Genomic DNA, 13,164 nt, shown 5'->3' with positions numbered 1-13,164 from the left:
TCGGCTCGCGGATCAGATGAGGTCGTGGAGGGTACGGGACGTGATCTCGTGCAGGCGGTCCTGCGTCGCCCGATCGGACGCCTGCGGGTTGGGCGGCTGGGGGTTCCGTTCGTCGTAGTAGGTGCCATTGTCATCGCGGCGGAAGGCGACGTACCGGAGGTTGGCCGCCGCATGTTCGGGCCGATCGCCGGCGATGGAGAACATGGCGTGCAACAGCCGGGTCGAGATCACCCCCGGGTGCATGCTGACGACGTCAAGTGACCGGCTGGGTCGATGCGCGGCCAACCAGCAGGAGTAGGCGACCAGCGCGAGCTTGGAGTGCGCGTACGCGGTCGATGGCGAGTATGCGTGGCGGGCCAGGTCGAGGTCGTCCAGGAGCAGCGCCGCTGAAAGGTGCGTGGCGGATGCGACGTTGACGATCCGCCCTGCATAACCGTCACCGACCAAGTCGATGAGCCTGGTCGTCAGGAGGACCGCAGCCAGGTAGTTGGTCTGGAACGTGACCTCCGCGCCGGCCCCACTGACCGTCCGGGTGGGCGGCCCAGGCCGCGCGGCATTGTTGATGAGGAGGTCGATCCTGTCGGTGGCCGAACGGATCTGCCGGGCGAGCCTCACGACCGTGGCGAGGTCGCTGTAGTCGGCCGTGAAATAGATCAGCTCGGCATCGGGACGCATCGTCGACCGCACCGTATGCAGCAGGTCCGCGACCTCGTGCTCCTGTTCCAGGCCGTGGAGGATCAGACGACCGGCTCGGTCTGCGATCGTCAGCGCGGTGGCACGGCCGATCCCGGTTGTCGCGCCAGTCAACACGATGTTCGTGTCGCGGATCGCATCCACCTTTTCGGCGCGTCCGACAATCGGGTGTGTTCGCACGGCTCGGCCTTCCAACGCGTCCCTGATCTCGTGATTCCGTCCTCGATGCTCGTCCTCCGACAGCGCCGAGGCTACCTCCGCTGACCTGGCTGGGCGACGTGGTTCCGTCATCCGCCGTGCCGCTGCCAGCGTCGCCTGGCCACGTTGCCAATCGCATCCGTACAGGCCCTAGCCTGGGTGATTCACGGTGATCGCCGGGCTGCGCTGTTGGTCGGCCTGTAGATGAGCGGAGGTGCCTACCCTGCAAGGAAACCTGTGATTGCGACATCTACGGGTTTCTCTTCGATGGGGCCACTTCCGAGGTGCAGCTTACGGCGTGGTCGAAGGATCTGCGGGCCACCGCGGGCGGGTCGGGTGTGGTGCCGCACGTCGGTGCGGCGCTGCCGCGGTTGCTGGCCGATCGGGCCAGGCTGACTGGGGCGCTGTCGGCGGGGCTGGCCGGTGGCCGGTGGCCGGTGGCCGGTGGCCGGTGCATGATAGGGGTCGGGCCCTGGTCGATCTGGCAGCGATGATCATTGACGGCGGCGAGGCGAATCGCGGACATCGGTGCCAATGCCCGCGTCAGGGTCGGCCGATCTGCATCGCGCGTTTGGTACCGCGCGGCAATCACGAGCAAGGTGGACAGGGCAGCGGCTCGGGGACGGGCACATTCCGGGTCCAGGTCCGTGCAGGCTTCGGCTGAATCGATGCCCGCCCGACACCACCGTAGCGTCGACCAACCACATCGGCAGCTGCGCCCGCCCCGCTCGGCGACGGTTAGGGCCCATCCGACGGCCGGCCGAGCGTCCGGGCCGCGTGGCGGTCGACCGCCAGCATCGCCACCACGACCGCGACCACCGCAGCCAGGTGTAGCCCGGCGTTTACGGCGACACCGATCGGCATCATGGCGAGCACCGCGACCGCCGTGACGAGCCTTGTGCGTACGGGAACAATGCGCAGCGAGTGGCGGATCTCGGCGATCCCGGCGAGGAACACGACGACGCCTCCGGAGAGCGCCAGCGCTGCTGCCGAGGTAGACGGATGGCCCGGGTGCGCCACCACCGAGTGAATACCCGCGGCGGCGATCACGACGCCCAGCATGAGCGGTACGTGCGCGAAGCCCATCCGCAGCGCCAGCCGCGCCCGCGGGCCAGGCTCGGTGACGGCCAGCGCGGCCTCGGTGCCGCCGGCGTCAGTGAAGTATGCCGCCCACAAGGCGACGGGCAACGCCAGTGCCAGGACCACAGCCGCGACGATGCCTGCGGTGAGGTGCTCGCCGTCCACACCCATCCCGATAGCCACAACTGATTCGCCCAACGCGATGATCACAAGAAGCCCATGCCGCTCCACGAAATGCGCAGGTTCGATCCGGAACGAGGAGACCAGACTCATCCAGGACAGGCGCGGCACCAAGTAGGGAATGACCATCTGCAGCGCGAGCGCGGCCATCCACAGCCCGTACCTGACGGTGCCGTGGGCTAACCCGCCAGCGAGCACCAGCGAAGCTGAGCCGAGGTTGTACGCCGCCAGCCGGCGGAGGGCCCTGCCGAGGTCGGCCTGGGTGAACATGAGCAGGTGCACGCAGATCACTACGAGGTAGCCCATCGCGAAGACGAGCCCGGTTTCCCCGAAGGCGTGTGGCATTCCTACGGCGGCGATGAGGAAGCCTGCCATCGCCGTGAACAGCAGCAGCTTCTGCACCGGTTGCTGAGGCGGCACATGGTTGGGCAGCCACACGTACCCGTCGAACATCCACCACAGGATCCCGAAGAGCAGTAGAACTCGGCCCACCCCGGTGAGCGAGAGGTCCGCCTCGAGCATCCGGGTGAGCTGGGTCAGGGTCAGGACGAAAACGAGATCGAAGAAGATCTCGACCATCGTCACCCGATTGGCCGGCGCCCGGTGTGCGTTGCGCCACTGCCAAGCCGTACGTACCTGCGTCATGGTGGGTGGGCTCTCTCCGTAGGGCTGACCAAATGTGCCTTTCCCCGCAAGTAGCGGATGACGACCATTATGCGACTGTGGCTGTTGGCGGTTGGCCTCGCATCCGTGAGGCCCTAGCCGTGCATCACCAGTGAATGGGTGTGTGCGAGGGCTGTGCCGGGCTGGCGAAGGCACCTGTCCGTGTCCGTATGGTCAGTCATCGCCTGCCCGCGTCCGCTGCGCCGGACGGCACAAGGATGGCGGCCAGCCCAACGCTAGGGCTGTTACGGATGCGAACGGCGCCCAGGCTGGGCCACCTTATCGGTGGCCATCCGGCGGTCAGGTTCGCCGGCCGGACGGCTACGGCTGGGCGGCGGCCGGGACGACGTCGTGCAGGCGCCGTCCGCAACGGGTGTGACGATCGCCTCCCTGGGCAGCCGCAGCCGCCGAAAGATCCGCAAGGCGTCCCTGGGCAGCCACGATGCGTGTCGCCCTGCCCTCGGCCGTGGCGAACGCGACGTCCATGGCACTCTCTCGTCGATCCAAAGACGAGTTGTGGAACAAAAGATCTGAGCTAAGACCTTATGTAGGACGAACGATGGTAGAGGGAAGTGGGGCAATGTCTGATTATGGCCACGATCTCCTGTTCGGCACGTTCGTCACACCAACGGCGCAGGCGCCGGGCCAGGTGGTGGCGCTGGCCGAGCTGACCGAGGCGGCGGGCCTGGATCTGGTCACCTTCCAGGACCATCCGTACAACCCGGACTTTTTCGACACGTGGACATTGTTGAGCTGGGTCGCCGCCCGCACACGGCGGCTGCGGGTTTCCGCGAACGTGCTGAACCTGCCGTTGCGCCCACCGGCGGTTCTGGCCCGGGCCGCCGCGAGTCTGGACCTGCTCTCCGGTGGCCGGTTCGAACTCGGTCTCGGAGCTGGCGCCTTCTGGGACGGCGTCGAGGGCATGGGTGGTCGCCGACTCACCGCGGGACAGGGCGTGACAGCGCTGCGCGAGGCGATCGAGATTCTGCGTGGTGTCTGGGATGACACCTCGCCCGGACTACTGCGCAGCGACGGCAAGTACTACCGGATTCCTGGTATGCGACGCGGCCCGGCGCCGGCCCACCACATCAACATCTGGCTCGGCGCCTATCAGCCCCGGATGCTGGCGTTGACCGGCCAGACCGCCGACGGCTGGCTGCCGACCCTGGAATACCTCCGGTCACCGGACCGCAACACTGCCAATCGCCTCATCGACGAGGCGGCGGTGGCGGCGGGACGTGATCCGCGACAGATCCGTCGGCTGCTCAACCTGTTCCAGGTCGACATCTCATCCAACAGCAGGGGGTTCCTCCAGGGCCCGCCCGAGCAGTGGGTCGACCAACTCCTCCCGCTCGTACTCCAGGAGGGGTTCACGGCCTTCCTGATCGGCCGCGACGACCCGCGCCTGATCCAGACCTTCGGACAGGAGGTCGCCCCCGCGCTGCGGGAGGCGGTCGCCCGCGAGCGGGCGACCGCCGGAACTCCGACCGGGCCTGCCCGGTCGAGCGTCGCTCTGGCCAAGCGCCAGCCCGGCATCGACTACGACGGCCTGCCCACGACGCTAGCCAGGCAGGCCGTCGAGCCCGGCGACCCGGACTACGATCGGGTGCGGCACAACTACACCCGCCCGGGGTCACCGGCGCTGGTGCTACGCCCAGGCACCGCCGCCGAGGTGGCCGACGCGCTGAGCTACGCCCGCAGTCAGGTTGTGTCGATCTCGGTACGCAGCGGCGGGCACGGCATCAGCGGCCGCTCCACCAACGACGGCGGCATCCTTATCGACCTGTGCCGACTCGACAAGGTGGAGGTACTCGACCGGGCGAGCCGGCGGGTTCGCCTCGAACCAGGCGCCCGATGGGGCGACGTCGCCCAGGCCCTGGCCCCATACGGCCTGGCGATCAGCTCCGGTGACTACGGCGACGTCGGCGTCGGCGGGCTCGCCACCACCGGCGGGATCGGATACCTGGCCCGTAGCTACGGCCTCACCATCGACCACATTCTCGCCGCCGAAATCGTCCTCGCGAACGGCACCCTCGCACGCGTCGATGCCGCGAATCACCCCGACCTGTTCTGGGCGATCCGCGGCGCTGGCGGCAATTTCGGCATCGTGACCGCTCTCGAAATTGAGGCGTACGAGGTCGACTCCGTCGTCTACGCCCACCTCGCCATCGACGCGTCCGACACGGCTGAGGTGTTGCGGCGTTGGGGACGGCTGGTCGAAAACGCGCCGCGGGAACTCACCAGCTTTCTGTCCATCTACCCGAGCCGTCGACGCACGAGCCCGGTCGCCCAGGTGACCCTGGTTTATGCCAGGGACGACGTTGATGCGGCCCAGGCCGCGCTGACCCCGTTTCTGGAGATCGGTCCGGTCCTTGACCAACAGGCACAACTGGCACCGTACGCGGCGATCGTCGCACCACCCCACAACCGACACCACGGGCAGGGCATCGAGAACACCCACAGCGGGCTGCTACACCACATCACCACCGAATCGGCGGCCACCCTGCACACCATGGTCCACTCCGGCGACGTGCTCGCCGTCCAACTCCGCTCGGTCGGCGGCGCGGTCAACGACGTACCTCGTGACGCGACCGCCTACCCGCACCGGACGCAGAACTTCTCGGTACTCGCCGCCACCTCGCCGGAGCACCTGCCACAGCTCGACAAGTACTGGGCCGAGCTGTACCCGCAGCTCGACGGCATGTATCTCAGCTTCGAAACCGACACCGACCCGAAGCGGCTGCTGGATGCGTTTCCCGAACCTACCCTCGGCCGGCTCCGGCAACTCAAGGCCACTTACGACCCCGACAACGTCTTCAACCGCAACTTCCCCATTCCGCCGGCAACACCCGCCGGTGCGGGAAAGGAGACCGACCATGCCGATTGAGATCGGGCTGATCACGTTCGGCGAGCTGACTGCCGATCCGACCACGGGCCGGCTGCCCGAACCCCGTCAGCAGCTGCGTGACCTCGTTGAGCTCGCCGAGGTCGCCGACCAGGGCGGCCTAGACGTGATCGGCGTGGGGGAGCACCACCGTTCTGATTTCGTCGCGACCGCGCCACCGGTGGTTCTGGCGGCGATGGCCGAGCACACCGCTCGGATCCGGCTGAGCAGTGCCGTCACGGTGCTCAGCTCCGACGACCCGGTCCGGGTCTGGGAGCAGTTCGCCACGCTCGATCTGCTTTCCGGCGGCCGGGCGGAGATCATCGCCGGTCGCGGTTCGTACACCGAATCCTTCCCGCTCTTCGGCTACGACCTCACCGACTACGCGGACCTGTTCCGCGAGAAGCTCGACCTGCTTCTGAGGATCCGTGAGGCGAACCCGCTCACCTGGTCGGGCGGGCGCTTCCGCCCGCCGCTGCGTGAGGCGGACATCGCCCCGCGAGCGGTGCAGGAGGAGTTGCCGGTTTGGGTCGGGGTGGGCGGGACGCCGACCTCGGCGATGGACACGGGTGACCGAGGACTGCCCATGATGCTCGGCGTGCTGGTCGGCGCCGTCGACCAGGCGTCGCGCAACGTTGAGCTCTACCGGCGGGCGGCCGAGCGGGCCGGACACGACGCGGCCGGCCTGCGGGTCGGGTTGAGCGTGCAGGGGTACGTCGGTACAACCAGCCAGGAAGCGCGTCGGACCATGTATCCGTACTTCACCGCGGGGTTTCGGGACAACAACCATCAGCGCGGACATGGGTTTGTGCTCAGTCCGGAGCGGTTCGACACGTTCACCGGGCCACGGGGCGCCCTGGTCGTGGGCAGCGCGCAGGAGGTGGTTGACAAGGTCGCCGCCTACCACGAGGTGTACGGCATCAGCCGGCTGATGCTGCACGTCGGCTTCGGCGGCATGCCTCGAGCACAACTGCTCGGAGCCGTCGAGCGACTCGCCAACGACGTGGCCCCGGTGCTCAGGCGCGAACTCGCCGTCCCGACCTTTACCTACCCCGGAAGTTTGGCGAGCCTACCCACGAGGGAGACCGAACGGGTATGACCACCGCTGCCGGATCCGACCACGGCGGGGCCGCCGGTTCGGGTGCTGTCCGCCACGGACCCCGGCGGATTGGCGGCCGCGGCCGATCGCCACCGCCTTCGGTGGCTGTCGACCTGCGGCGTACGTCAAAAGGTTCCTTACTACTACACCGACCGGCGGGGTACGCGATTCAACGCAGCGCTGGCGCCACTTCGAGCCCTAGCCGTATCAAATTCTCACAGTAAGGTAGGAAATTATCATCAATCTGGATCTTCCACTTCCGGACAAGAGTGATCCGGTCTGGAGCGCTGCCAACGGTTTCGTGGTGCGCAGCTCCGAGGGAATCACCAAACTGATCAATGGTGGTCAGGAAACCTTCACCGTCAAGGCCACGGGCAAGCAGACCGACGGCAAGCTCAGCTTGATGGAGGGTGAGGTCTCACCCGGGTTCGGCAACCTGCCGCACGCCCACGGGGCCGAGGATGAGGCGTTCTATGTCGTCTCTGGCGAGTTCAAATTCATCAACGGCAACCAGACCTTCGACGCCGCCGCCGGCGACTTCATCTACATTCCCCGTGGTACGCGGCACGGCTTCAAGAACATCAGTACGGAGCCGTCCAGGCTGCTTGTCTTCTACAGCCCGGCGGGCGCCGAGGAATTCTTCCTGAAGTATGGAGAGGACCCGGACCCCTCCGGCAAGCTGCCACCTCACTGGAGTGAGGAGAAGTTCTCCGCGCTGGCGGATGCGTTGACCGCTCACCACATGATCCTTCTTCCGGACAGCAACGACTGGAAGTAACGGGTATACCTGCCACAGCCACGGCGACACGCCTGCCCCGCGTTGAGCCGGTGTGCGGTCACGGCCCGATCGGGTCGGGTCGTGACCGCATCCGGCACCGCATTCCAACCGGTGACGTGCACCAGTCTTCAGAGTCACGGCGGCGAGCCGTGCGTCGCCGCCCCCGGCCCCCTGCGTTCGGTGGTTCCGATCCGTGCCGTTCGGCCGAACGAGCCGCCGAGGTGTCTGCGGCGAACCGGCGGGGCGGGTGTCTGTTGATGCAAACCGGCCCGGGCGCACCTATGTCAGCCTCACCGGCTCGGGGCCGTCCATCTGTAGCAGCCCCTGCACTCCGACCATGGTCCGAGCGGCACCGAGAGTTGACTGGTGACCGTCCGCCGGGACCCACAGATGCGAGCGGCGTCCCCACGGCCAGAATCACCCCGTGACGTGCTCGGCCTCGCGCTCGACCGGCGGCCGCGAGCCCGAGCGACGAGCTGTCGGAAGCCAGCTTCGACGCGCATCCACACCCGCGCCACCGACCGACTGGCCTCCTATCGCACTTCACCTACCAGCGGTCGACGGCTCAGGAACTGTGGGAAAGCCGTTCATTTCTGATAGATCCGAATAATGACCCACGGCCGTCCGGGTGGCCCGGGTCAGTCGACGAAGGGCAGCATCCGAGGACGAGTCAAGGACCACACTGTAGGTGAAGAGTGTGTGATTGGGTTCGTCCGGAACGTCGAGGCGTTTACTGTGCAACACGATCTCACCGACCAGGGGATGACGGTAGCGACGTCGGCGATCCCAGCCCGGATCAACCTCATGACCCGCCCAGACCCGGCGGAATTCGGAACTTGTCGCGGTGAGTTCGTCGACGAACGCGGCGACAGTCGGATCGTGGGGATGGCGGGCGACGTCGAAGCGCAGCATGGCGACCGCCTCGTAGGCCGCGGCGCTCCAGTCCGCGCAGGCCAGGTTGCTCGCCGGACCCGACAGTAGCCAACGTAGGTAGTTTCCGTGGGCTTCCAAGCCGTGGAAGAGGGCGCGTGCGGGCTCGTTGACGGCGAGGAGTTCGAGTAGCCGCCCGACGACGATCGCCGGTGTGGAGAGGTTGTCCAGCAGTAGCCGCATTCCGTTGCTCAGTTGCGGGTCGCCGGTCCTGGACGGGGTTGCACGAGCGCGAGTGGCCGAGGCCTGGACGAGCGTGCACAGATACGCGTACTCGGTGGGTGTGAGCCGCAGAATCCTGGCGACCGATTCCAGCAACGCGCTCGACACGTTCGGGCAACGGCCCTGCTCGAAGCGGACGTAGTAGTCCACGCTGATCCCCGCCAGTTGGGCCACCTCCTCGCGCCGGAGACCGGGAACACGGCGGCGGTTCGCCCCCAGCGGCACGCCCGCGTCTTCCGGCGCCACCCGTGCCCGGCGTGAGCGGAGGAAGTCCCTGAGCATCGCGTTGCTCCTCATCGCGACCACCGCACGGCGGCGCAGGGTGGTACTGGGATACCTATGGTCGTGGCGGTACCAGGGGTGAACTCACTCCTTCCACGGTTCACGGCCATGACGTCAACTACACGCATGTCAATGCTCTCGTTGAATGCCGAACAAATATTGGCCACCGGCGTCGCGAGGGCGACCGAGATGTCGATCTCGGTTAACATCAACGTCCTGGATGCCGGCGTCAACCTGGACGCCTTCGCCTGTACGGATGAGCCGTTGTTCGGCTTCATCAACGTGGAGATGAGCAAGGCCCGAACGTCGGCGTTTATCCAGAACTCGGAGGATCTCTTCGACTTCTGCAGGCCGGGCAGAACGTCATTCGTCCTGGCGGACAGCAACGGCGGGGTGGTCGGGTTTGCCAGCGGACGTCCACTGGCCGTCGATGGTGACGTCGTCGGCTCGGTCGACGGCTCCGGAGGGTCGGTTGTCCAGGATGACGCGATCGCGCGAGCAGCGGCCGCCGCGCTCGGCGCGCTTATGGTCTGAGTCGAACAGTAAGGAAAGGAGGTAAGGGGACGAGCAGCGAGTGCAATCTGGTCACGGTGGTGGGTTCGGGATTCGGTGGGAGGGCGGCCGTCGGCTTGGTCCAAGCGGGTCATGAGGATATCGCCACAGTGCGGATCTGCCCGCAGACAACCGCGTTGCGGAAAGAGGCCGCCGAACTGGACCTGCAGAGTCCGCGCGTCGAAGAGCTCGACATTCTCGATCCCCACGATGTCGAGGCGGCACTCATGTAGGAGATCAGCGTGCTGTACAGCAACACCGGCGTCGGCGAGGCCGGGCCGGTGAGCTGAATTCCGGTCGAGCTGCTGTGCAAGAATTGCGAGACAAATATGTTCGGGCCGCTGTTGCTGGCTCAGAGGTTCATCCGTAACATCATCAACGAGGGGCGACCGGGGAAGGTGGTCTTCACCTCGTCCGTGGGCGTGCTGTTCACCACAGCCGACTTTGGGCCGTAGGTTTCGACCAAGCACGCGCTGGAGGCCCTCGCCGAGGCGCTCGATGGCGAGATCTGTCCGTTCAACATCAAGATTCGGACCATGATCCCGGGTGCCAGCCGGAGCGCCGTCGCCGACCGAGGTGCTCGTCTCGTTTGGATATGAAAATGGTGCGAGTGTGTGTGGCATGCAGACAGCGTCCCTGCTGGCGGCATACACTCGCATCCGTTGACTCCCCAGCGAGGACGCCCCGACCACCTGGTGGAAGCGCGCGGGTTGGGATCAGCCATGCCCCGGCCTTTACGGGTCAGCAACGCGTCCAGATTGCCACGCAACGCGACACTGGGACTGGGTGAACCGTGTACCTGCCGAAAATGTCGTCCGGGCAGGTCAGGTCGTATGTTCGTATTCGTGCAGGATGCCGCCGAGGCGGTCACGACGACGGATGTTCAGGCGGTCGAGCCTGTGCGGGTCGGTGATCGGTTCGGGTAGCGGTGTGAGTGGTCGGCCGTTGGCGATGCGCTGATGCGGGCGGTGCTCGTTGTAGAAGATCTCGTACTCGTGCAGCGCATGCAGTAGGTGCCGCTGGTTAAGGATCAGTGTCCGGTCGAGGAGTTCGCGGCGGCAGGTCCGTACCCAGCGTTCCATGATCGCGTTCATCCGGGGTATCCGGACGCCGGTGCGTACCACGGTGATGCCGGCGTCGGTGAGAATCGTGTCGAACGCGGCCGGATACTTGCCGTCCCTGTCGCGGATCAGGTACTTCACCGGGCAGCCCGCGTCTTCGAGGTCCATGACCAGGTTGCGGGCGATCTGGGCCACCCGCGCCGCGGTCGGGTGCGCGGTCGCACCGAGGATCCGGATCCGGCGGGTGGCATGGTCGATGACCGCGAGGACGTAGAGGCGGGCCCCGGTCAGCGTGGTCGTCTCGAAGAAGTCGGCGGCGATGACGGCCTGTGCCTGGGTGCGCAGGAACGTGGCTCACGTGCTGGTGGTGCGTTCGGGTGCCGGATCGACACCCGCTTGGTGGAGGATCTCCCAGACGGTGGACGCGGCGACCTTGACGCCCAGTACGAGCAGTTCGCCGTGGATCCTGCGGTATCCCCAGGTGCTGTTCTCCCGGGCCAGGCGCAGGACCAGCCGGCGGACCGACCGGACGGTTCGTGGCCGTCCGGCCTGGTGGGGCCGGGAACGCCGGGCGTGCCGGCGAGCGGTCAGATCCCGGTGCCAGCGCAGGACCGTGTCCGGTCTTACCGGTAGCCGCAGGTGGTTCAGTACGCCGCGCGGTAGCGGGTGTAGTAGGGCTGCCAGCCACGCCCGGTCGGCTGGGGTGAACCGGACCCGGTCACTGTGCGGTTGTCGTTGCAGGACCATGATCTGGTGCCGCGGTGCGAGGATCTGTGTGTCCTTGTCGCGGTCACTCATCGGCAGCAGCCGTGGTAGGGCGAGCGTATTGGTGACGCCGAGGTACGCCAGTCGAAACAGCACGCCTCATCGTCGCGCAGTGCTCGACGCGGACGGGACATCGCGATCCAGCCGAGAGGTTTCGCGTCTCCACCGGCGGCTTCCAGGTCGATCAGTGTCGAGGTGCTCCGGACGCCACCGCAGGCGCCCCGGCGAACACGTTCGCGGAGCGCTGGGTAAGCACGGTCCGGCGGGAATGCCTGGACCGGATCCTGATCTACAACACCCGGCACCTGCTCGCGGTGCTCGGCGCCTACCTCACGCACTACAACGGGCATCGGCCGCATCAGGGCCGCGGACAACTCCACCTGATCGAGACACGGCCCCAGCGCCGGTGACCGATCTGGGTGCCGTCCGAGTACGGCGCAGGAGGGTGGTCCACAGGTTGATCAACGAGTATGAGCAGGCCGCATAGCCGGAACCGAGTTATCGAACAGCACAGGCATGGCCAGCCCGAGCCGTACGGGACAGTCCCCTTCCCACCGAAGGGAACCCCTCCATCCGACAGCCAAACCCCACACCGCAGCACCACAATCCCCCCGTGCCCGCGAACAGGTTGCCCTCGTGGCGTGACCGGCGTCGAGAAGCTCAGCCGATGCGGCCGACACCGCCGAACAGGTAGACCTCTGGTTCGTCGGACTCCGGGTCGGGGCGCCAGCGCGAGCACGTGACGACGCCGGGCTCCAGCAGGTCCAACCCGTCGAAGAAGCGTTCGAGTTCCGTCTTCGTCCTGGCGCGGATCGGCGTGCCGCCGCGCTCGGTGGTTTCCCGCATCACGCGCAGCATCGGCTCGCCGTGGATCTCCGCGGTGGAGTGGGTGAGCACCAGGTAGCTACCGGCGGGCATCGCCTGCACCAGCTGCGCGACGGAACCGTACGCCTCGTCGTCGTCCATGAGGTGGTTGACGACGCCGAGGAGCATGAGTCCGATCGGCTGCGAGAAGTCGAGCGTCTGCCGCGCGGACGCGAGTATCGTCTCCGGCTGCCGCAGATCGGCTTCGACGTAGTCGCAGCTGCCTCCCGGCGCGCTGGTCAGGAGTGCTCGCGCATGCACCATGACGAGCGGGTCGTTGTCGACGTAGACCACCCGGCAGTGCGGGTCGAGGGACTGCGCGACCTCGTGGGTGTTGTCCGCCGAGGGAAGGCCGGTGCCGACGTCGAGGAACTGACGGATGCCGGCATCCTCGACGAGAAACCTGACCACTCGCTTGAGGAACGCTCGCTCGGCCTTGGCCCCGATGGGGATGTCCGGAATGTGTGCGATCACCTCGTCGCCGGCGGCGCGGTCGACCGCGAAGTGATCCTTGCCGCCGAGCCAGTAGTTCCAGATCCGCGCCGAGTGCGGGACCGTGGTGTCCAGTTTGGAGTTTGAGGCGTACTCCTCATCCTCGGGCATGGAGGCATTCTGCCGCATCGACGGCGCGGTGATGCGAGTGGGGCAGCGCTCCGACGGCATGGCGGGCTCCAGCTGGGTGCCCGGGTACGGCAACTGCGTGAGGCCCACCAGGGTATCGATCGATATCGAACGGTCCGGTAGGCTGCTGGTCCAGCCTGCGGCAATGATCAATGCGCTAGTGTTCTGTCTCAGTTTTGGCTTGCCGCTTGCTGGAGAGCGACTCGTCCACGTCGGACCTTGGCCAGGATTGATTCGGCGGTGGCGGTCCAGACGAATGGTTTCGGGTCGTCGTTGTGCACGCGTAGGTAGT

At 66.8% G+C, this 13,164-nt stretch carries 11 protein-coding genes and 1 pseudogene; 5 read left to right on the top strand and 7 right to left on the bottom strand.

All coding sequences use genetic code 11. The annotated features are described in order from the left end of the window. Nucleotides 1-12: 12 nt before the first annotated feature. Nucleotides 13-873: an SDR family NAD(P)-dependent oxidoreductase gene (locus tag ABGB05_RS34700; RefSeq protein ID WP_347658220.1), complete on the bottom strand. Its 861-nt coding sequence runs from the start codon at nt 871-873 to the stop codon at nt 13-15. 756 nt (nt 874-1,629) lie between these two features. Beyond that, nucleotides 1,630-2,796, bottom strand: coding sequence for a low temperature requirement protein A (locus ABGB05_RS34695; RefSeq protein ID WP_347658219.1), 1,167 nt, complete (start codon nt 2,794-2,796; stop codon nt 1,630-1,632). A gap of 598 nt (nt 2,797-3,394) precedes the next feature. Between ABGB05_RS34695 and ABGB05_RS34690 the strand changes: the two genes are divergently transcribed. The 3 genes from ABGB05_RS34690 (at nt 3,395) to ABGB05_RS34680 (ending at nt 7,575) form a co-directional block, all read left to right on the top strand. Further along, complete coding sequence (locus ABGB05_RS34690; protein ID WP_347658217.1) at nt 3,395-5,701, top strand: LLM class flavin-dependent oxidoreductase; 2,307 nt, start codon at nt 3,395-3,397, stop codon at nt 5,699-5,701. Next, nucleotides 5,691-6,797, top strand: a complete 1,107-nt coding sequence (locus tag ABGB05_RS34685) for an LLM class flavin-dependent oxidoreductase (RefSeq protein ID WP_347658215.1) — start codon at nt 5,691-5,693, stop codon at nt 6,795-6,797. The genes ABGB05_RS34690 and ABGB05_RS34685 overlap by 11 nt, the downstream gene beginning before the upstream one ends. A 304-nt stretch (nt 6,798-7,101) precedes the next feature. Continuing rightward, nucleotides 7,102-7,575 (top strand): cupin domain-containing protein, encoded by a 474-nt coding sequence (locus ABGB05_RS34680; protein ID WP_347658214.1) that lies wholly within the window; start codon nt 7,102-7,104, stop codon nt 7,573-7,575. Between the two features lie 543 nt (nt 7,576-8,118). Here the strand turns inward: ABGB05_RS34680 and ABGB05_RS34675 are convergent. After that, complete coding sequence (locus tag ABGB05_RS34675) at nt 8,119-9,009, bottom strand: helix-turn-helix transcriptional regulator (protein WP_347658212.1); 891 nt, start codon at nt 9,007-9,009, stop codon at nt 8,119-8,121. 126 nt (nt 9,010-9,135) lie between these two features. On the opposite strand from ABGB05_RS34675, the gene ABGB05_RS34670 reads away from it, so the two are divergent. Beyond that, nucleotides 9,136-9,543 carry a heme-binding protein gene (locus ABGB05_RS34670; protein WP_347658211.1) on the top strand — a complete coding sequence of 136 codons (408 nt, stop codon included), beginning with the start codon at nt 9,136-9,138 and terminating at the stop codon, nt 9,541-9,543. A gap of 842 nt (nt 9,544-10,385) precedes the next feature. Here ABGB05_RS34670 and ABGB05_RS34665 read toward each other — a convergent pair. Together ABGB05_RS34665 and ABGB05_RS34660 are read right to left on the bottom strand one after the other, a co-directional pair. Then, nucleotides 10,386-10,817, bottom strand: coding sequence for an integrase core domain-containing protein (locus ABGB05_RS34665; RefSeq protein ID WP_347658209.1), 432 nt, complete (start codon nt 10,815-10,817; stop codon nt 10,386-10,388). A 159-nt stretch (nt 10,818-10,976) separates the two neighbouring features. Beyond that, nucleotides 10,977-11,483 carry a hypothetical protein gene (locus ABGB05_RS34660; RefSeq protein WP_347658208.1) on the bottom strand — a complete coding sequence of 169 codons (507 nt, stop codon included), beginning with the start codon at nt 11,481-11,483 and terminating at the stop codon, nt 10,977-10,979. A gap of 5 nt (nt 11,484-11,488) precedes the next feature. Between ABGB05_RS34660 and ABGB05_RS34655 the strand changes: the two genes are divergently transcribed. After that, nucleotides 11,489-11,797 carry an integrase core domain-containing protein gene (locus ABGB05_RS34655; RefSeq protein ID WP_347658237.1) on the top strand — a complete coding sequence of 103 codons (309 nt, stop codon included), beginning with the start codon at nt 11,489-11,491 and terminating at the stop codon, nt 11,795-11,797. A gap of 250 nt (nt 11,798-12,047) precedes the next feature. Here the strand turns inward: ABGB05_RS34655 and ABGB05_RS34650 are convergent, their stop codons facing one another. Next, nucleotides 12,048-12,854, bottom strand: coding sequence for an SAM-dependent methyltransferase (locus ABGB05_RS34650; protein WP_347658236.1), 807 nt, complete (start codon nt 12,852-12,854; stop codon nt 12,048-12,050). Between the two features lie 188 nt (nt 12,855-13,042). After that, a pseudogene (locus ABGB05_RS34645) lies at nt 13,043-13,164 on the bottom strand (IS630 family transposase); the annotation flags it as partial.

Source organism: Plantactinospora sp. B5E13 (assembly GCF_039871775.1).
Taxonomy (GTDB): domain Bacteria; phylum Actinomycetota; class Actinomycetes; order Mycobacteriales; family Micromonosporaceae; genus Plantactinospora.
The sequence above is the reverse complement of the archived record's forward strand: the minus strand, read 5'-3'. Positions and strand labels throughout refer to the sequence as shown.

Coding starts and splice junctions, on each gene's coding strand:
- ABGB05_RS34695 (WP_347658219.1), bottom strand. CDS start 2,796: ATGACGCAGGTACGTACGGCTTGGCAGTGGCGCAACGCACACCGGGCG.
- ABGB05_RS34690 (WP_347658217.1), top strand. CDS start 3,395: ATGTCTGATTATGGCCACGATCTCCTGTTCGGCACGTTCGTCACACCA.
- ABGB05_RS34685 (WP_347658215.1), top strand. CDS start 5,691: ATGCCGATTGAGATCGGGCTGATCACGTTCGGCGAGCTGACTGCCGAT.
- ABGB05_RS34675 (WP_347658212.1), bottom strand. CDS start 9,009: ATGCTCAGGGACTTCCTCCGCTCACGCCGGGCACGGGTGGCGCCGGAA.
- ABGB05_RS34670 (WP_347658211.1), top strand. CDS start 9,136: ATGTCAATGCTCTCGTTGAATGCCGAACAAATATTGGCCACCGGCGTC.
- ABGB05_RS34650 (WP_347658236.1), bottom strand. CDS start 12,854: ATGCCCGAGGATGAGGAGTACGCCTCAAACTCCAAACTGGACACCACG.